Source organism: Mycobacterium sp., from assembly GCF_036490025.1.
In the GTDB taxonomy this organism is placed as follows: domain Bacteria; phylum Actinomycetota; class Actinomycetes; order Mycobacteriales; family Mycobacteriaceae; genus Mycobacterium.
Genome location: NZ_DASXEP010000016.1, coordinates 1 through 19712 on the forward strand (window position 1 = coordinate 1; position 19712 = coordinate 19712).

General features: G+C 67.1%; 14 protein-coding genes. 11 read left to right on the forward strand and 3 right to left on the reverse strand.

Annotation, left to right across the window (positions count from 1 at the left end):
* On the reverse strand, positions 1-413 hold a 413-nt coding region (locus VGG53_RS01525; RefSeq protein WP_331516196.1), incomplete at its 3' end, for a hypothetical protein.
* A 481-nt stretch (positions 414-894) separates the two neighbouring features.
* On the opposite strand from VGG53_RS01525, the gene VGG53_RS01530 reads away from it, so the two are divergent.
* From VGG53_RS01530 to VGG53_RS01555, 6 genes are read left to right on the forward strand one after another with little or no spacing between them, the layout of a single operon-like run.
* A complete protein-coding gene (locus VGG53_RS01530) occupies positions 895-1380 on the forward strand; it encodes a GreA/GreB family elongation factor (RefSeq protein WP_331516197.1) in 486 nt (161 codons plus the stop codon).
* Between the two features lie 21 nt (positions 1381-1401).
* Entirely contained in the window at positions 1402-1812 is a 411-nt protein-coding gene (locus tag VGG53_RS01535; RefSeq protein WP_331516199.1) for a GtrA family protein, read from the forward strand.
* Between the two features lie 32 nt (positions 1813-1844).
* Positions 1845-3227: an FAD-binding oxidoreductase gene (locus VGG53_RS01540; RefSeq protein ID WP_331516200.1), complete on the forward strand. Its 1383-nt coding sequence runs from the start codon at positions 1845-1847 to the stop codon at positions 3225-3227.
* On the forward strand, positions 3228-4010 hold the full coding sequence (locus VGG53_RS01545; protein ID WP_331516201.1) for a decaprenylphospho-beta-D-erythro-pentofuranosid-2-ulose 2-reductase: 783 nt from the start codon (positions 3228-3230) through the stop codon (positions 4008-4010).
* The gene (locus VGG53_RS01550; protein WP_331516202.1) at positions 4011-5912 is read left to right on the forward strand and encodes a galactan 5-O-arabinofuranosyltransferase; all 1902 of its coding nucleotides are present in this window, start codon (positions 4011-4013) and stop codon (positions 5910-5912) included.
* On the forward strand, positions 5912-9181 hold the full coding sequence (locus VGG53_RS01555; RefSeq protein WP_331516203.1) for an arabinosyltransferase domain-containing protein: 3270 nt from the start codon (positions 5912-5914) through the stop codon (positions 9179-9181). Before VGG53_RS01550 ends, VGG53_RS01555 begins: the two co-directional genes overlap by 1 nt.
* An 89-nt stretch (positions 9182-9270) precedes the next feature.
* On the opposite strand, the gene VGG53_RS01560 is transcribed toward VGG53_RS01555, so the two are convergent.
* Positions 9271-10668: an MFS transporter gene (locus VGG53_RS01560; RefSeq protein WP_331516205.1), complete on the reverse strand. Its 1398-nt coding sequence runs from the start codon at positions 10666-10668 to the stop codon at positions 9271-9273.
* Between the two features lie 234 nt (positions 10669-10902).
* Here VGG53_RS01560 and VGG53_RS01565 point away from each other — a divergent pair, with 234 nt between their 5' ends.
* Entirely contained in the window at positions 10903-14193 is a 3291-nt protein-coding gene (locus tag VGG53_RS01565) for an arabinosyltransferase domain-containing protein (protein ID WP_331516206.1), read from the forward strand.
* Complete coding sequence (gene embB / locus VGG53_RS01570) at positions 14190-17420, forward strand: arabinosyltransferase EmbB (RefSeq protein ID WP_331516207.1); 3231 nt, start codon at positions 14190-14192, stop codon at positions 17418-17420. The genes VGG53_RS01565 and embB overlap by 4 nt, the downstream gene beginning before the upstream one ends.
* Positions 17421-17430: 10 nt before the next feature.
* Here the strand turns inward: embB and sigJ are convergent, their stop codons facing one another.
* On the reverse strand, positions 17431-18333 hold the full coding sequence (sigJ, locus tag VGG53_RS01575; protein ID WP_331516209.1) for an RNA polymerase sigma factor SigJ: 903 nt from the start codon (positions 18331-18333) through the stop codon (positions 17431-17433).
* Between the two features lie 173 nt (positions 18334-18506).
* Here sigJ and VGG53_RS01580 point away from each other — a divergent pair, with 173 nt between their 5' ends.
* The 3 genes from VGG53_RS01580 to VGG53_RS01590 all read left to right on the forward strand — a co-directional run bounded on the left by VGG53_RS01580 (position 18507) and on the right by VGG53_RS01590 (position 19551).
* On the forward strand, positions 18507-18857 hold the full coding sequence (locus tag VGG53_RS01580) for a DoxX family protein (protein WP_331516210.1): 351 nt from the start codon (positions 18507-18509) through the stop codon (positions 18855-18857).
* Positions 18858-19033: 176 nt separating this feature from the next.
* Complete coding sequence (locus VGG53_RS01585; RefSeq protein WP_331516211.1) at positions 19034-19261, forward strand: CsbD family protein; 228 nt, start codon at positions 19034-19036, stop codon at positions 19259-19261.
* A gap of 152 nt (positions 19262-19413) precedes the next feature.
* Complete coding sequence (locus tag VGG53_RS01590) at positions 19414-19551, forward strand: hypothetical protein (protein ID WP_331516213.1); 138 nt, start codon at positions 19414-19416, stop codon at positions 19549-19551.
* The last annotated feature ends 161 nt before the right edge of the window (positions 19552-19712 follow it).

Consider the following 19712-nt stretch of genomic DNA (forward strand, 5'->3'; position numbering starts at 1 on the left):
ACATCACTCAGACTGCTGGGGTTGGTGAACTCCGTCCACAACGTCTCCCAGCCGGAGGGAACAGCCGCCGCCGCGTCAGTGGCGGGCGTGGCCAGATCCAGACCCGTGGTCGGATCGATGCCGAACAGCGCATCCAGACCCGCTATCGAATCCAGAGCCGTGGTCGGATCGATGCCCAACAGCGCATCCAGACCCACCACCGAATCGGTGACCGAGTTCAGGATGGAGTTGATGATGGGATCAAGGATCGCGTCCAGCCCATCGGCATGCGCCGGTGGTGCGCTGGCCAGCGGGCTCAGCCCGAACGCCAAAAACGCCCCCGCCCCGCCGCCGAGGCCAATCGCGCGACCACGAGCCTTCGCCCTGGCCGACCGGTTCCTCTTCGTCGAGTGCTTGCTTTGCTTTCCGGACATGACTTGCCTTCCCACCCGGGATGCCTGGAGCCTCTAATGCCCTCAGCTGCGCCTAAGGTAACCGTTAGGTGCACCCCAGTTCGGGATACGGACAATTAAAAACAAGATCATTTTAAGGAATTTCTGACTTCGGTTGCGCAGCAAACTTGACCGGTAAAGTGAACGTGCCGAGATGCACTGCGGGCGTACGATCGCCGTACCCTCAGCAAGCCTCTGGTGAAGTAAGACGCGCACACAAACGCGGCGTGTCTCAGCTGAGCGAAAGCCCAGATTCTCTCAGCCGTCTCACACATTTACTTAGCGTATCGATTTGAATCGGGTGCGCGACTGGCCGTAGGCAAGACCCTGCCCGGGGCGCGTCGAGCTGTCGTGCGAAACGTCGTACAACCCGCACCGAACGCATGAATAATCGGGCTAAGGGCAACACAGCCAAGGCACTTCACGATGGCAACCGCCGCTCCGGGGGAAGACAGGTCGGCAAGTGAGCAAAAAAGTCAAGCCCCCAGGGCTTTCAGATGAAGCGCGCGAGCGCATCAGCGCTGAGCTGGACCGGATCCGGGAACGACGCGATCGGCTGGAGGCCGAGGTCAGAAGCGACCGCGGCGCGGTGAGCGACCACGCCGACGCCGCCGACGCCATCCAGCGCGCCGACGAATTGGTCGGCCTCGACGAGCGGCTTGCCGAACTCGACCGCCTGCTACACGCCGGACCCGCGACGACGAACGGCGCCGGGACGCTGCCCTTCGGCACCGAAGTCAAGCTGAAGTTCTCCGACGGCGCGGTCGTCAAAATGCAGGTGATCTCGGTGATCGAAGAGACAGCCCTCGGCGGCGAGGCCGAGGCATTGACGGCCGGTAGCCCATTGGGGCTGGCGCTCGTCGGACGAAAAGCCGGCGACACGATCACCTACACGACGCCCCAAGGTGAGAACAAGGTCAAGCTGCTGGACCTGAAGTACCCCTCGTAGGCCGCCGTAGACTTTCCGCCGATGGCCGAGATCGCGGCGAACGCCCAGCTGCCGCTCAAGACGCAGGCGTGGCGTTTCATCGTCACCGGCGGGCTGTCGGCCGTCGTCGACTTCGGGTTGTACGTGTTGCTGCTGCGGGTCGGCCTGCAGGTCAACGTCGCCAAATCAATCAGCTTCGTCGCCGGCACCACCACCGCCTACCTGATCAACCGGCGGTGGACATTTGAGGCACCGCCCAGCAAGGCCCGGTTCATCGCCGTGTGCGTGCTCTACGGGCTCACCTACTGCGTTCAGGTCGGCATCAACTACGTCTTCTACCTGCAGTTCGCCAATGAGCCGTGGCGGGTACCGGCCGCTTTCGTGATCGCGCAGGGCACCGCCACGGTGATCAACTTCATCGTGCAGCGCTCGGTGATCTTCCGGCTGCGCTGAGCAACCCCGATCAGGCGGTACCCTCTTTGACGATGTTGAGCAGTGACATTCCGACCACCAAAACCCGGCTCACGGGCTTTGGCCGGACCGCGCCGTCGGTGGCGGACGTGCTGTCCACACCGGACCCTGAGCTGATCGCCAAGGCGGTCGGCCAGGTCGCCGACGCCGGCGGCCGGGGCGTGATCGCCCGGGGACTCGGCCGCTCCTACGGCGACAATGCGCAAAACGGCGGCGGCCTGGTCATCGACATGACGCCGCTGAACCGGATCCACTCGATCGACTCCGCCACCCGCCTGGCCGACGTCGACACCGGGGTCAGCCTCGATCAGCTGATGAAGGCCGCGCTGCCGTTCGGGCTGTGGGTTCCGGTACTGCCGGGCACCCGCCAGGTCACCGTCGGCGGCGCGATCGCCTGCGACATCCACGGCAAGAACCACCACAGCGCGGGCAGCTTCGGCAACCACGTCGTCTCGATGGAACTGTTGACGGCCGACGGGCAGATTCGCCACCTCACTCCCGACGGCGAGGACGCCGAGCTGTTCTGGGCCACCGTCGGCGGCAACGGGCTGACCGGCATCATGCTGCGGGCCACCATCGCGATGACGCCGACCGAGACGGCGTACTTCATCGCCGACGGGGTTGCCACCAACGACCTCGACGAGACGGTCGCTGTGCACCTCGACGGCAGCGAGGACCACTACACCTACTCCAGCGCGTGGTTCGACCTGATCAGCCCGCCACCGAAACTCGGCCGGGCCGCGGTCAGCCGCGGCAGCCTGGCCAAGCTGGACCAGCTGCCGCCCAAGCTCGCCAAGAACCCGCTGCAGTTCACTGCGCCACAGTTGCCGGCGGTGCCCAACGTCTTCCCGATCGGCGTGATGAACAAGCTGACAATGAGCATGGTCGGCGAGGCCTTCTACCGGATGAGCGGGAACTACCAGAACAAGATCGTCAACCTGACGCAGTTCTACCACATGCTCGACTTGACGACCGGATGGCAATATTCCTATGGCCCTGCGGGTTTCGCGCAGCACCAGTTCTTGGTGCCGCCAAATGCGATGGAGGAGTTCAAGGGCATCATCCGCTGGATTCAAACGCAGGGCCACTACTCGTTCCTCAACGTGTTCAAGCTCTTCGGCCCCGGCAACAAGGCCCCGCTGAGCTTTCCGATGACCGGATGGAACGTCGCGATGGACTTCCCGAACAAGCCCGGCATCAACGAGTTTCTCAACGAACTCGACGACCGGGTAATGCAATTCGGCGGACGCGTGTACACCGCCAAGGACTCCCGAGTCAGTGCCGACAACTTCCACGCCATGTATCCCCGCATCGACGAGTGGATTGCGGTGCGCCGCAAGGTCGATCCGACCGGAGTCTTCGTCTCCGACATGGCCCGACGTTTGGAGCTGCTCTAGATGGTGCTTGACGCCGTAGGAAATCCGCAGACGATCCTGCTGCTGGGCGGCACGTCCGAGATCGGGTTGGCGATCTGCGAGCGCTACCTGCGCAACGCCCATGCCCGGATCGTGCTGGCCGATCTGCCCAACCACCCGGGGAAAGACAAGGCCGTCGCGCAACTGAAGGCGGCGGGCGCGAAGTCGGTCGAGTGGATCGACTTCGACGGCGTCGACACCGACAGCCATCCCAAGGTGATCGATGCGGCTTTCGCCGGCGGCGATGTCGACGTTGCCATCGTCGCATTCGGCCTGCTCGGCAACGCCGAGGAGCTGTGGCAGAACCAGCACAAGGCGGTGCAGATCGCCCAGATCAATTACACCGCAGCGGTTTCCGTCGGCGTGCTGGTCGGCGAGAAGATGCGCGCCCAGGGTTTCGGCCAGATCATCGCGATGAGTTCGGCGGCCGGCGAGCGGGTGCGCCGGTCGAACTTCGTCTACGGGTCGACCAAGGCCGGGCTGGACGGCTTCTACCTCGGCCTCGGAGAGGCGTTGCGGCCCAGCGGTGTTCGCGTTCTCGTGATCCGGCCCGGCCAGGTGCGCACCACCACGACGATCGAGCACTGGAAATCGACCGGCGCCAAGGAGGCCCCATTCACCGTCGACAAGGAGGCCGTCGCCGAGCTGGCGGTCACCTCGGCGGCCAAGGGCAAGGAACTCGTCTGGGCGCCAGGCACTTTCCGCTACGTGATGATGGTGCTGCGGCACATCCCGCGGCCGATCTTCCGCAAGCTGCCCATCTAGATGCGCAACGCGCTGGCCACCGTCGGCCACATGGCGATCGCGGTGACGATCGCCGCGGCGGTCTCGGTGATCTCGCTGACCGCGATCGGCCGAGTCCAGTGGCCCGCCTTCCCGTCGTCGAATCAATTACACGCGCTGACAACGGTCGGCCAGGTCGGCTGCATCCTCGGAATGCTCTGCGCCGGTTGGGTTTGGCGGCGCGGCCGACGGGCGCTGGCTCGGCTGCTGGCGCTGGGTTTCGTCTCCGCGTTCTCGGTGGTGACGCTGGGAATGCCGCTGGGTGCGACCAAGCTCTACCTGTTCGGCATCTCCGTCGACCAGCAATTTCGCACCGAATACCTGACCAGGCTCACCGACAGCTCGGCCCTGCAGGACATGACCTATGCCGGACTGCCGCCGTTCTACCCGCCGGGCTGGTTTTGGGTCGGCGGGCGCATCGCGGCGCTGACCGGCACACCGGGCTGGGAGACGTTCAAGCCGTGGGCGATCACGTCGATCACGATCGCGATCGCCGTGGCGCTGGTGTTGTGGTGGCGGATGATCCGGTTCGAGTACGCGGTGATCGTCACCGCCGCCACCGCCGCGGTCACGCTGGCCTACAGCTCCCCGGAGCCGTACTCGGCGATGATCACCGTGCTGCTGCCGCCGGTGCTGATCCTGACCTGGTCGGGACTGCGCGCAGGACCCCGATCGGGCGGCTGGGCCGCGGTGATCGGCGCGGGGATATTCCTGGGCGTCACGGCGACCTGCTACACCCTGTTGCTGGCCTACGGCGTCTTCACCGTGCTGCTGATGGCGTTGGCGTTGGCGGCATCTCGCCGGCAGCTTGGGCTCAAGGCCGCGCTGGATCCGCTGCTGCGGCTGGCCGTCATCGGCGCCATCACCGCCGCGATCGGGGCCACGACCTGGCTGCCCTATTTGTTACGGGCGGCGCACGGTCCGGTCAGCAACACCGGCAGCGCGTATCACTACCTGCCGGCAGACGGCGCCGAGCTGACCTTTCCGATGCTGAAGTTCACTCTGCTCGGCGCGCTGTGCCTGCTCGGGACGCTGTGGCTGATCGTGCGGGCCCGCTCATCGGTGCGGGCGGCCGGCCTGGCGGTCGGCGTGCTCGCCGTCTACCTGTGGTCGCTGCTGTCGATGCTCGCGACGCTGGGCCGCATCACCCTGCTGTCCTTCCGCCTGCAGCCCACCCTGACGGTGTTGCTCACCGCGGCGGGCGTCTTCGGCTTCGTCGAGGGCACCCAGGCGTTGGCCGCGCGCGGGCGTGACCATGCCTGGGGACGCGTCGTGCTACCGGTAGCGGCATCGCTCGGGCTGGCCGCGGCGATCGCCTTCAGCCAGGACATCCCCGACGTGCTGCGCCCCGACCTCACCATCGCCTACACCGACACCGACGGCCACGGCCAGCGCGGCGACCGCCGTCCACCCGGCTCCGAGAAGTACTACGCGGCGATCGACACCGCGATCACCCGGGCGACCGGCAAGCCGCACGACCAGACCGTGGTGTTGACCGCCGACTACAGCTTTCTGTCCTACTACCCGTACTTCGGCTTTCAAGGGCTGACATCGCACTACGCCAACCCGCTTGCGCAGTTCGACAAGCGCTCGGCCGCGATCAAGAGCTGGTCCAAGCTCAAGGCCGCCGATCCGTTCATCCACGCGCTGGACACGCTGCCGTGGGCACCGCCGACGGTCTTCCTGATGCGCCACGGGGGCTCGGCGGGCGCTTCTCCTTCTAATTTGGGAAGCACCTATACGCTGCGGCTGGCCGAAGACGTCTATCCCAACCAGCCCAACGTGCGCCGCTACACCGTGGAACTGAACGCCGCCGTGTTCGCCGACCCACGGTTCACCGTCACCACGATCGGCCCGTTCGTGTTGGCCATCCGCAAACCCTGATGGCGACCGAAACGGCACATGCGGGGCCACTACCATCTACCTCCGTGAGCGGCGGCGCAGGCAAAAACTACCGAGCCGCCCGGGCCGTCGCCGTCGTCGCGGGTCTGCTCGGCGCTCTACTGGCGATCTCGACGCCGCTGCTGCCGGTCAAACAGACCACCGCGCAACTGAACTGGCCGCAGAACGGCGTGCTCGGCAGCGTCGAGGCCCCGCTGATCGGCTACGTCGCGACCGACCTCAACATCAGCATTCCGTGTCAGGCCGCCGCCGGCCTGGGCGGACCCGGCGACGCCGGCAAGACGGTGCTGTTGTCCACGGTGCCCAAGCAGGCACCCAAGGCCGTGGACCGCGGTCTGCTGATCGAGCGCGCCAACGACGACCTGGTGCTCGTCGTGCGCAACGTCCCGCTGGTCGTCGCGCCGCTGAGCCAGGTGCTCAGCGACTCCTGCCAAAAACTGGTCTTCACCGCACACGCCGACCGGGTCATCGGCGAGTTCGTCGGGCTCAAACAGGGTCCCAACGCCGAGCATCCCGGCGCGGCGTTGCGCGGCGAGCGCAGCGGATACGACTTCCGGCCGCAGATCGTCGGCGTATTCACCGATCTGAGCGGACCGGCTCCACCGGGGCTGACGTTCTCCGCCACCGTCGACACCCGCTACAGCAGCTCGCCGACCCCGCTGAAGATGGCCGCGATGGCGCTCGGGGTGGCACTGACGGCGATAGCGTTAGTGGCGCTTCATCTTTTGGACACCGCCGACGGCACCCGGCATCGCCGCTTCCTGCCGCCGCGCTGGTGGTCGCTGTCCGGGCTGGACGGCCTCGTCGCGCTGGTGTTGGTGTGGTGGCATTTCGTCGGAGCCAACACCGCCGACGACGGCTACATCCTGACCATGGCCCGGGTGTCCGAGCACGCCGGCTACATGGCCAACTACTACCGCTGGCTGGGGACTCCCGAGGCGCCGTTCGGCTGGTACTACGACCTGCTGGCGCTGTGGGCTCATGTCAGCACCGCGAGCATCTGGATGCGGTTGCCCACCCTGCTGATGGCGCTGGCCTGCTGGTGGCTGATCAGCCGGGAAGTCATCCCGCGGCTGGGTCACGCCGTCAAGACCAGCCGGGCGGCGGCCTGGACCGCGGCGGGCACGTTTTTGGCGGTGTGGCTGCCGCTGGACAACGGCCTGCGACCGGAGCCGATCATCGCGGTGGGCATCCTGCTGACCTGGTGTTCGGTGGAGCGCGCGGTGGCCACCAGCCGGCTGTTGCCGGTGGCGGCGGCCTGCATCATCGGCGCGCTGACCTTGTTCTCCGGGCCGACCGGTATTGCCTCGATCGGCGCACTGCTGGTGGCGATCGGCCCGCTGCGCACCATCATTCACCGCCGCTCGCGGCAGTTCGGTGTGCTGCCACTGCTGGCGCCCATCGTCGCCGCGGCCACCGTCACCGTGATCCTGATCTTCCGCGACCAGACCCTGGCCGGGGAATTGCAGGCGACCACGCTCAAACGTGCGCTGGGGCCCAGCCTGAGCTGGTTCGACGAGCACATCCGCTACGAGCGGCTGTTCATGGCAAGCCCCGACGGGTCGATAGCCCGGCGGTTCGCCCTGTTGGCGCTGGTGGTCGCACTCGCCGTGTCGGTGGCAATGACGTTGCGCAAGGGCCGAATTCCGGGCACCGCCGCCGGGCCGAGCCGTCGCATCATCGGGATCACGATCATCTCGTTCATCGCGATGATGTTCACGCCCACCAAGTGGACGCACCACTTCGGGGTGTTCGCCGGGCTGGCCGGCGCGCTGGGCGCGTTGGCCGCCGTCGCGGCGACCGCGGCGGCCATGCGCTCGCGACGCAACCGGACGCTGTTCGCCGCGGTGGTGCTGTTCGTCGTCGCGCTGTCGTTCGCCAGCGTCAACGGCTGGTGGTACGTCTCCAATTTCGGCGTGCCGTGGTCAAATGCGTTCCCGCAGTGGCACTTCGGGGTCACCACCGGCCTGCTCGGCCTGACTGTGCTGGTGCTGCTGCTGGCCGCCTGGTTGCACTTCGTCAGAAGCACCGACGACGACGCGCCGCCCAGCGAGTCGCGGTTGGCGCGAATCATCCGGTCCCCGTTGGGTATTGCCGCGTGGGCATTGGTTTTCTTCCAGGTGCTGTCGCTGACCCTGGGCATGACCGACCAATACCCGGCCTGGTCGGTGGGCCGTTCCAACCTGCAGGCGCTGACCGGCAAGACCTGCGGGCTGGCCACCGACGTCCTCGTCGAGCAGGATCCCAACGCCGGCATGCTGTCCCCGGTCGGGGCATCCGCGAAAGACGCACTGGCCGACGGCTTCTCCGAGGGTTTCGATCCCAACGGCATCCCGTCCACGGTGTCCGCCGACCCGGTGATGGAGCGCCCCGGCGACCGTAGCTTCGTCAGCGACGACGAGAACGTCACCAACAGCGAAGCAGGCACCGAAGGCGGCACCACGGCCGCGCCGGGCATCAACGGCTCGCGGGCGCGGTTGCCCTACAACTTGGACCCGGCGCGCACCCCGGTGCTGGGCAGCTGGCGGTCCGGCATCCAGGTGCCGGCCCGGCTGCGGTCGGCCTGGTACCGGCTGCCCGAAAAGAGCACGCGCAGCAAGGCCGGGCCGCTGCTGGTGGTGTCGGCCGCGGGCCGATTCGACTACGGCGAGGTCCAGATTCAGTGGGCCACCGACAAGCAGGCCGCCGACAACAAGCCTGGCGGCTCGACGGGACTCGCCGACGTCGGCGCGGCGCCGGCATGGCGCAATCTGCGGGCGCCGCTGTCCGCATTGCCGCCGGAGGCCACCCAGGTCCGGGTGGTTGTCAGCGACGAGGACTTGGCGCCGCAGCATTGGATCGCGGTCACCCCGCCGCGCATCCCGCGGCTGCGCACGCTGCAGGACGTGGTCGGCTCGTCGGACCCGGTGCTGTTGGATTGGCTGGTGGGCCTGGCTTTTCCGTGTCAGCGGCCGTTCGGCCATCAAAACGGGGTGGACGAAGTGCCGAAATGGCGGATTCTGCCCGACCGCTTCGGCGCCGAGGCCAACTCGCCGGTGATGGACAAGAACGGCGGCGGACCGCTGGGGGTCACCGAGCTGCTGGTACGTGCGAACACGGTGTCGACCTACCTGGCCGACGACTGGTCGCGCGACTGGGGTGCGCTGCAGCAGTTGACGCCGTACTACCCCAGTGAACAGCCCGCGCGGCTCGACCTTGGTTTCGCTACCCGCAGCGGCCTGTGGAGCCCGGCGCCGCTACGTCGTTCCTGATTCCACCCAGATCGTCGCCGGCGTGCTGCCCTCTCGCACTTTCCCGCGCTGCCGTCGATCTCGGCGCAGCGGGACCTGGTCAGTACGGCTTAGAACGCGATCTGCCGGCGCCCCGCGCGGAAGGCGGTGACGCAGGCGCTCAGCGCAAGCAGGGCGAACACGGCGAACGCCCATCGGGCCGCGGCCACCCCGCCGCCGTCGGCGAGGTTCACCACAACCCCGGCCAGGCCGGCGCCGAACGCGCCGAAAACCAGCTGCACCGAGTTGATGGCGGTCGCGGCGGCCCCACCCTCGGCGGGATCGTCGACATCGCACATCGCCCACGCCGACAAGTGCGGCCAGGCAGCGCCGATGCCGACCCCGACGGCCAGCAGGCCCAGCGCGCACAAGATGACGACACCGGCCGTCGCGCCTTGCACGTGGGTGGCTCCGGCCAGCACCAAACCGACCGCCATCACCAGCGGTGCCCCGACCACCACGGCCACGATCGAGCGCGCCTTGTTCAATGAGCCACTACCCAGGCCGCTGACCGTCCAGCCCAGTGACAAGGCGGCGCCCAGCAGGCCGGCAACGATCGGCCCCAGGTGAGCCAGCCGCTGACCGAACAACGGCACGTACAGATCCACCTTGGTCGCGGCAACCAGCAGACCCAAGGTCAGGTAGACCCACTTCAGCGGTCCGAAGCCGTAGACACTGGCGGGCAGGACCGCGGTGTCCATCCGTCGATCGACGACCAGGAACGCCGCGATCAGCAGCCCGCCGACGATCAGCAGGCCGGCGGTTGCGACGGTGTTGTGCGGCAGCGACGCCACGCTGACCGCCAGCGCCGACGCACCCAGCAGCACGACCGATGGCACCGGAATGCGGGCCGCATCGCGATGCGAGGCCTGCTCAGAGCCGTCCACGGTCAGTAAGCCCGGCGCCAGCCCGGCCATCGCCACGCTCAGCATCGCCAGTAGGCCGAACGCCCACCGCCACGCGCCGAATTGCGCGAAAAGACCGCCCAGCGCCGGCCCGAGCAGCGCACCGATGCCCCACGTCGAGGCCGCCATGGCCGAACCGCGACTCCAGAGCGAGCGCGGCAGCGCGGCATTGATCACCGCGAAGCTCAGACCGCAGAGCAGACCTCCGGCCAGCCCCTGCAAGAAGCGGCCCACCAGCAGGATCTCCATGTTGGGGGCGGCCGCGCAGACCAGGCTGCCGACGCTCAACACCGCGAAACCCATCAGGTAGGAGACGCTGGCGCCGATGCGGTGCAGCAGGGTATTGACGGTCGCTGCGGCTACCACCGACCCGACGAGGTACAGAGTTGTCACCCATGCGTAGATCCGCTCGCCGCCGATCTCGTTGATCGTGCTCGGCAGCATGCTGATCGTCAGGAACTCGTTGGTGCTGTAAAGCACCACGCCCCCGGCGATGACAGCCGAAGTCCGCAAATACGGGGAACTCCACAACTCGCGCCACTGGCCGGTGGTGCTCGTTTCCATCTCCGTTACATTCACCACCGCTGACCCACTAAACCATGTTTGGGCTGAGCAGTCGAACGCGTGCCAAGAGCGCGTTGGGGCTCGTCGGGCGGGTCAAACCGGGTTGTGCGCAGCATTGACCTGCGGCGTCATCGGCCGGTTTCATATGAATTCGATTTGGATCGCGGGCACACTTATTTTTGATTGGCTGACCCTGCCCAGTGCCGGTGGCTAAGTCGCCTACCATCGTCCCTCGTGCCCCCAGACCACAGCGAGCGATCGACGTATCGGCTCGCACGGCTGGTCGCCATCGTCGCGGGGATCCTCGGTGCGCTGCTGTGCGCGGTGGTTCCGCTGCTTCCGGTCAAACAGACGACCGCCACGATTCTGTGGCCGCAGGGAGTCAACGCCGACGGGCACATCACCGACGTCACCGCGCCGTTGGTATCCGGAGCGCCACGGGCGCTGGACATCTCGATTCCCTGCAGCGCGATCGCCACGCTGCCCACCGGTGGCGGTCTGGTGGTGTCGACGCTGCCGGTCAACGGGTTTGAAACCGGCAAAAACGGGTTGTTCGTCCGCGCCAACAAAGACACCGTCGTCGTCGCATTCCGCGACTCGGTCGCCACGGTCGCGCCGCGCTCCGCGGTTGCCACTGGCACCTGCACTGCGCTGCACATCTGGGCGAACGCGGCCGGCGCCGGCGCGGACTTCGTCGGGATCCCCGGCGCCACCGGCACGCTGGCGCCGGAGAAAAAGCCCGCGGTCGGCGGGCTTTTCACCGACCTGGCGGTGCCCGCACAGCCCGGGTTGTCGGCGCGCATCGACGTCGACACCCGGTTCATCGTCGCCCCGACCATGCTGAAACGGGCGGTGATGGCGTTCGGCGGTCTGGCCGTGCTGGCCTCGATCGTTGCGCTGGCCGTCCTCGACCGGCGGTCGGGACGACGGGCACCGCGCAACTGGCGGCATTTGTTCCAGGCCGGCATCGCGACCTCGCTGGCCGATGCCGGGGTGATCTCCACCCTGCTGCTCTGGCATGTCATCGGCGCGACCTCGTCCGACGACGGCTACAACCTGACCATCGCCCGGGTCTCCGGGCAGGCCGGCTACGTGACCAACTACTACCGCTACTTCGGCACCACCGAGGCGCCCTTCGACTGGTATCAAGCGGTGCTGGCCCAGCTGTCGTCGGTGAGCACCGCGGGAGTGTGGATGCGGCTGCCCGCCACCCTGGCCGGGATCGGCTGCTGGCTGATCATCAGCCGCTACGTGCTGCGGCGGCTGGGCCCCGGCCGGGGCGGGCTGGCCGGTAACCGGGTGGCGGTGTGGACCGCGGGTGCGGTGTTCCTGGCGGCCTGGCTGCCGTTCAACAACGGCCTGCGGCCCGAGCCGCTGATCGCCCTGGGCGTGATCGTCACCTGGGTGCTGGTGGAGACCTCGATCGCGACCCGCCGGCTGGTGCCGGCGGCGGTGGCGATCATCGTGGCCATGTTGACCGCGACGCTGGCGCCGCAGGGCCTGATCGCGATCGCCGCGCTGCTGACCGGCGCGCGGGCGATCGCGCAGATCATCGTGCGGCGCCGGCCCGCCGACGGGCTGCTGGCGCCATTGGCGGTGCTGGCCGGGTCGCTGTCGCTGATAACCATCGTGGTGTTCCGCTCGCAGACGCTGGCCACCGTCGCCGAGTCGGCGCGGATCAAATACAAGGTCGGTCCGACGATCTCCTGGTACCAGGAGTTCCTGCGCTACTACTTCCTCACCGTGGAGAACAACGCCGAAGGATCGATGACGCGGCGATTCGCCGTCCTGATCATGCTGTTGTGCCTGTTCGGAATGCTGGTCGTGCTGCTGCGGCGCGGCAGAGTGCCCGGGCTGGCCAGCGGCCCGGCGTGGCGGTTGATCGGCACCACCGCGATCGGCCTGCTGCTGCTGCATTTCACACCGACGAAGTGGGCGATTCAGTTCGGCGCATTCGCCGGACTGGCCGGCGCACTCGGTGCGGTCACCGCGTTCGCGTTGGCCCGGATCGGTTTGCACAATCGGCGCAACCTGACGCTGTACGTGACCGCGCTGCTGTTCGTGTTGGCGATTGCGACCTCGGGCATCAACGGCTGGTTCTACGTCAACAACTACGGCGTCCCGTGGTTCGACATCCAGCCCGTCATCGCCAGCCATCCCGTCACGTCGATGTTCTTGGCGCTGTCGATCGCGACGGGACTGCTCGGCGCCTGGCAGCACTTCCGGATGGACTACGCCGGGCAAACCGAGGTGAAAGACAGCCGGCGCAACCGGGTGCTGGCCTCCACGCCACTGCTGGTCGTCGCGGTGATCATGGTCTTCGGCGAAGTCGCGTCGCTGGCCAAGGGCGCCGTGCTGCGCTACCCGCTGTATACCACCGGTAAAGCCGACTTCGCCGCGATCACTACAGCTCTTGCGGGGACATCCCCGCGAAGCTGCGCGATGGCCGACGACGTGCTGGCCGAACCGGACCCCAATGCCGGTCTGCTGCAACCGGTTCCAGGCCAGAACTTCGGTCCGGCCGGCCCGCTCGGCGGAATCAACCCGGTCGGCTTCACCCCGCAGGGAGTCGGCGACGACCTGCAGTCCGACCCGGTGGTGACCAAGCCGGGCGTGGTGAACTCCGACGCGTCACCGAACAAGCCCAACGCCTCGATCACGGACTCTGCCGGCACCGCGGGCGGCAAGGGCCCGACGGGAGTCAACGGCTCGCAGGCCGCCCTTCCGTTCGGTCTCGACCCGGCGCGCACCCCGGTGATCGGCAGCTACGGCGAGAACACCCGGGCCGCCACCGCCGCCTCGGCGTGGTACCAGATGCCGCCCCGCACCCCGGACCGCCCGCTGGTGGTGGTCGCCGCCGCGGGAGCCATCTGGTCGTACAAAGAGGACGGTGACTTCATGTACGGCCAGTCGCTCAAGCTGGAGTGGGGCCAGACCCGACCCGACGGCAGCACCGTGCCGCTCGGACAGGCCCAGCCCATCGACATCGGACCCCAGCCGGCCTGGCGCAACCTGCGATTCCCGTTGGCGTGGGCGCCACCGCAGGCCAACGTCGCCCGCGTCATCGCTTACGACCCCAACTTGAGCGAGGACCAGTGGTTCGCCTTCACCCCGCCGCGGGTGCCGGTGACCCAGACCCTGCAGCAACTGGTCGGCCCGCACCGGCCGGTGTTGATGGACATCGCGACGGCCGCGAATTTCCCTTGCCAGCGACCGTTTTCCGAGCACCTCGGCGTGGCCGAGCTTCCCGAGTACCGCATCCAGCCCGACCACAAGCAGACCTCCGCGTCGTCGAACCTGTGGCAGGCGTCGAAGTCGGGCGGTCCGTTCCTGTTCACCCAGGCGCTGATGTGGACGTCGACCATTCCGACCTACCTGAACGGCGACTGGTATCGGGACTGGGGGCAGGTGGAGCAGTACCACCGGTGGCTTCCCGATGACGTCGCCCCGACCGCCGCCATCCAGCAGGGCGTCGCCACCGTGTACGGCTGGAGCCGACAAGGACCGATTCGAGCACTCCCGTGAGCACACAGACCGCGCACCCGCAGACCGCCAGCGCACGCGACAAGGTGAAGGCGACGCGCTGGGTGGCCACTATCGCCGGGTTGATCGGATTCGTGCTGTCGGTGGCCACGCCGCTGCTGCCGGTCGTGCAGACCACGGCCGATTTGAACTGGCCGCAGCAGGGTCAACTGAAAAGCGTGACGGCGCCGCTGATTTCCTTGACGCCGGTCGACTTCCACGCCACCGTGCCGTGTGAGGTGGTACGGGACATGCCGCCGGCAGGCGGGGTGGTGCTGGGCACCGCGCCGCGAAAAGGCAAGGACGCCAACCTCGACGCGCTGTTCGTCGTCGTCAACAAGCAGCGGGTGGACGTCACCGACCGCAACGTGGTGATCCTGTCCGTGCCGCGCGACCAGGTGGCGGGAGCCGCAGGTGCCCCCGGCTGTTCCAGCATCGACATCACCTCCACACTGGGCGGCACGTACGCCACCTTCGTCGGGCTCAAGGATCCAGGCGGCCGTCCGCTGCGCAGCGGCTACCCCGACCCCAACCTGCGCCCGCAGATCGTCGGGGTGTTCACCGATCTGACCGGGCCGGCCCCGCCGGGACTGAAGATGTCGGCGACCATCGACACCCGGTTCTCCACCACCCCAACCACATTGAAGCTCTTCGCAATAGTGGGCGCGATCCTGGCGACGATCGTCGCGCTGATCGCGCTGTGGCGCCTGGACCAGCTGGACAACCACCGGATGCGCCGGCTCATCCCGGCGAATTGGCGGACGTTCACCCTCGCCGACGCGACAATCACCTTCGGGTTCGTGCTCTGGTGGGTGATCGGGGCGAACTCGTCGGACGACGGCTACATCCTGGGCATGGCCCGCGTCGCCGACCGGGCCGGCTACATGTCCAACTACTTCCGCTGGTTCGGCAGCCCGGAGGACCCGTTCGGCTGGTACTACAACCTGCTGGCGCTGATGACCCACGTCAGCGACTCGAGTCTGTGGATGCGGTTGCCGGACTTGGTCGCCGGGCTGGTGTGTTGGCTGCTGTTGTCGCGTGAGGTGCTGCCGCGGTTGGGGCCCGCGGTGACCAAGAGCAAGCCCGCGAACTGGGCCGCGGGCCTGGTGCTGCTGACAGCGTGGATGCCGTTCGACAACGGTTTGCGGCCCGAGCCGATTATCGCGGTCGGCTCGCTGATCACCTACGTGCTGATCGAGCGGTCCATGCGCTACAGCCGGATGACGCCCGCGGCGCTGGCGGTGGTGACCGCGGCGTTCACCCTGGGCGTTCAGCCGACCGGGCTGATCGCGGTGGCCGCCCTGGTGGCCGGTGGTCGTCCGATCCTGCGGATTTTGGTGCGACGGCATCGTGTGGTCGGCACCTGGCCGTTGGTGGCGCCGATGCTGGCCGCCGGCACGGTGATCCTGACGGTGGTGTTCGCCGACCAGACGCTGGCAACGGTGTTGGAAGCCACCAGGATTCGCACCGCGATCGGCCCGAGCCAGGCCTGGTACACCGAGAATCTGCGGTATTACTACATTTTTCTGCCCACCGTCGACGGCTCGCTGTCGCGCCGGTTCGGCTTTTTCATCACTGCGCTGTGCCTGTTCAGCGCGGTGTTCATCATGTTGCGGCGCAAGCGAATTCCGGGTGTGGCCCGCGGCCCGGCCTGGCGGCTGATGGGTGTCATCTTCGGCACGATGTTCTTCCTGATGTTCACCCCGACCAAGTGGGTGCACCACTTCGGGTTGTTCGCCGCGGTGGGCGCGGCGATGGCAGCGTTGACCACGGTCCTGGTGTCGCCGGCGGTGCTGCGCTGGTCACGCAACCGGATGGCATTCCTGGCCGCGCTGATGTTCCTGCTGGCGCTGTGCTTCGCCACCACGAACGGCTGGTGGTATGTGTCCAGCTACGGCGCGCCGTTCAATGCCGCGATGCCCAAACTCGGCGGAATCAGCGTCAGCACAATCTTTTTCGCACTGTTCGCGTTGACGGCGCTGTACGCGGTCTGGCTGCACTTTGCTTCCCGCGACCACGGCGAAGGACGACTGGCGCGCGCACTGACCGCGGCGCCGATCCCGATCGCAGCGGGCTTCATGGCGCTGGTGTTCGTCGCGTCGATGGTGATCGGCATCGTCCGGCAGTACCCCACCTACTCCAACGGCTGGTCCAACATCCGCGCCTTCGCCGGCGGCTGCGGGCTGGCCGACGACGTCCTCGTCGAACCCGACACCAACGCGGGCTTCATGCCGGCGTTGCCCGGAGAGTACGGCGTGCTGGGACCGTTGGGTGGCAGCAACCCGGTTGGCTTCGCGCCCAATGGAATACCGGCTCACACCGTCGCCGAAGCAGTGGTGATGCACCCGAACCAGCCCGGCACCGACTACGATTGGGACGCGCCGACCAAACTCAAGACACCCGGCGTCAACGGCTCGACCGTTCCGCTGCCGTATGGCCTTGACCCGCAACGAGTTCCGGTACTCGGCAGCTACACCACCGCGGCGCAGCAGCAGAGCAAGCTGGCCTCGGCGTGGTATCGGCTGCCACCCGCAGACAACGGGCATCCGCTGGTGGTGGTGACCGCCGCGGGCAAGATCGCCGGCAACAGCGTGCTGCACGGCCACACCGACGGGCAGACCGTGGTGCTGGAGTTCGGGAATGCCGGCCCGAACGGTGACGTGGTGCCGGCCGGCCGGCTGGTGCCCGACGACCTGTACGGCGAGCAGCCGAAGGCATGGCGCAACCTGCGCTACCCCCGGTCCGATATCCCCGCGGACGCCGTCGCCGTCCGCGTGGTGGCCGAAGACTTGTCGCTGACACCCGAGGACTGGCTCGCGCTCACTCCGCCACGGGTGCCCGAATTGCGCTCGGTGCAAGAGTACGTCGGTTCGACGGAGCCGGTGCTGCTGGACTGGGCGGTCGGACTGGCGTTCCCGTGTCAGCAGCCGATGCTGCACTCCAACGGCGTCACCGACATCCCGAAGTTCCGCATCACGCCGGACTACCTGGCCAAGAAGATGGACACCGACACCTGGGAGGACGGCGTCAACGGTGGCCTGCTGGGGATCACCGACCTGCTGCTGCGCGCGCACGTGATGGCCACCTACCTGTCCCGCGACTGGGCCCGCGACTGGGGCTCACTGCGCAAGTTCGACACCCTGGTCGACGCGCCGCCCGCAGAGCTGGACCTAGGCAGCGCAACGCATTTCGGCTGGTGGTCGCCGGGCAAGATCAGGATCAAACCCTAGGGCGTCAACCTTATTGCCAGGCGCGCAGCTTGTGCGGGTTACGCAGCGCCCAGAGATTGTGGATGCGGCCCTGATTCACCGCGACGGCGACGACGGTCAGGGTACGTCCGCGGGAGCGGACGACGAGCCCGTACTGGCCGTTCACGTTGGTCACGGTCAATTGGAGGTGGGGCACTCGGCGCAGGACGTCGAGCAGGAGGGTCGCGATGGCCAGGGGACCACGGATGGGTTCGATGGCCGCACTCACGAGGCCGCCGCCGTCGGTGATGCAGGTGGAGTCCGGATCGAGCAGTTGGATAAGGGTTTCGAGTTCGCCGGTCTCCCACGCCGCCTTGAACGCCGATACGACGCGGGCCTGCTCTGGCGCCGACTGCGGCCGAGGCCGCGCCTCACGCACACGGCGCCGTGCCGAGGCCGCGAGCTGCCGGCAGGCCTGCGGGGAGCGTCCGACGATGTCGCCGATCTCTTTGTAGGGATAACCGAAGACATCGTGCAAGACGAAGGCCACCCGCTCTGCGGGGGTCATCTTTTCGAATACGACCAGCAGCGCCATGCTCACCGATTCGTCGAGCGTCAGCCGGTCGGCGGGGTCGGTGTGCATTTTCGATGGGCTCAGGGTGGTCCACTGCGCGGCGTCTGAAATAGGCTCAGGCAACCACTCGCCCACGTAAGCGGCTCTGGCAACTCTCGCCGAGGCCAGGATGTCAAGGCAGATCCGACTGGCGGTGGTCACCAGCCACGCCGTCGGCGAGCTGATCTCGTCCCGCGCGTCGTCGGGTAGGGCGTACCAGCGGGCGTACGCCTCCTGGACCGCGTCCTCGGCCTCCGATAACGCGCCGACGAGCCGGTAGCAGACGCTCATCAGCAGTTCTCGGTCGACGTGAGGAGCGCTGGTACCGCGATCACCACACAACGCTGCTCCTTCCGCAAGTGATAACGCCTTCTACAGGTACTGACGAATGACGGACCCGATGTGTGATGGCGGCGCTGCGAGTCGCGATCGACCTGACGTTGGGGCGGCCTGAATCGTCATGTAGACGAGGCGCAACCGCGTCCACGCCTGCGACACGATTCGAGAGCCGATCCATGTTCATCGCCTACATCATCGTCACGATCGTGACGATTCTCGCCAACGCCGGAGTCGCCGTAACCGATTTCCTGCGAACCGACTCGGTGCTCGCGAATTCCGCGGAGGTTCGGGTTGCGCCGAGCTGGCTGCCGCTGCTCGGCGCGTTCAAGGCAGCCGGGGCCGTCGGCCTCCTTTTTGGTCTGCTCGGTGTGCCGCTGATCGGCGAACTGGCGGCAGCCTGTTTGGTCTTGTTCTTCATCGGCGCCATCGCCTTCCACGTGCGCGCTCGGGTGTTTCATAACATCGCTGCCCCGGGGGTTTTCCTGGCATTCGCCATCGCTTCGCTCATCTTGGCTGTCAAACACTGACCGTGCCGACGAACCGTGACTGGCCGGTCACGCAGCGACGATGGAGTCCGTGCAAAATCCGTCCGCCGCACCGTGATCAGCATCACACGCCTACTCGACTGGCTCGGCGTCACAACACGTTGGGATCCTGACGGAGCTGGGTATGGGTTCACTCTCCCCAACCGAAAGGAGCACCCGTGAGCAGCGGACCCGAAGAAGCCATCAAGGGCATCGTCGAGGACGTCAAGGGCAAGGCCAAAGAGATCATCGGGATCGTCACCAACCGCGACGGTCTCCGCCAAGAAGGCCGCGCACAGCAGGAGAAGGCCCAGGCCGCGCGCGACGTGGCGAAGAAAGAGGCTGACGCCGCCTCCGCACGCGCTGCGGAGAAGGCTGCCGAGGCTCGCGAGAAGTCGGCGCGATAGACGTAACTCAGCTGGGCGGCAATGGCTTTGGGCCTTGCCGCCCAGCTTTGTCTTTAGTACGGCTTGAATGTAGATGGTAATGCGAACTACTGCCAGGTGCCGTCATGGTTCAGCCTGGCCGATGTCGGGTAGCCGGGGCCCAGGAGGTAACCATGCGCGCTGAAGAAGGCGACGAATCCATCGGAGAGTTGGCCGATGAGGCCGCCAAGACGAAGAAGGAACTCAGGGAGTCCACTGAGACAGGTGAGAAAGTGCAGAAGTCGGCGAAGGACACCAAAGGCCAGCATTAACCGGTAACCGCGGTGTCGCACGTCACACCAGAGTCTCTCGTGTAAGGCATCTCTCGTCCCGAGCGTGGTCGGGTGGCTATCTGCGCCGGGATAATTGACAGAATGTCATTAACGATTTCTGCGCTGGCCCGTGGTGCAGTACCTGCTGTTATCGCGCTGGC

Bases quoted from the DNA above. Each gene is read 5' to 3' on its own strand.
- VGG53_RS01580 (WP_331516210.1), top strand. From the start codon at position 18,507: ATGTTCATCGCCTACATCATCGTCACGATCGTGACGATTCTCGCCAAC.
- VGG53_RS01555 (WP_331516203.1), top strand. From the start codon at position 5,912: ATGGCGACCGAAACGGCACATGCGGGGCCACTACCATCTACCTCCGTG.
- VGG53_RS01535 (WP_331516199.1), top strand. From the start codon at position 1,402: ATGGCCGAGATCGCGGCGAACGCCCAGCTGCCGCTCAAGACGCAGGCG.
- VGG53_RS01540 (WP_331516200.1), top strand. From the start codon at position 1,845: ATGTTGAGCAGTGACATTCCGACCACCAAAACCCGGCTCACGGGCTTT.
- VGG53_RS01550 (WP_331516202.1), top strand. From the start codon at position 4,011: ATGCGCAACGCGCTGGCCACCGTCGGCCACATGGCGATCGCGGTGACG.
- VGG53_RS01545 (WP_331516201.1), top strand. From the start codon at position 3,228: ATGGTGCTTGACGCCGTAGGAAATCCGCAGACGATCCTGCTGCTGGGC.
- VGG53_RS01590 (WP_331516213.1), top strand. From the start codon at position 19,414: ATGCGCGCTGAAGAAGGCGACGAATCCATCGGAGAGTTGGCCGATGAG.
- VGG53_RS01560 (WP_331516205.1), bottom strand. From the start codon at position 10,668: ATGGAAACGAGCACCACCGGCCAGTGGCGCGAGTTGTGGAGTTCCCCG.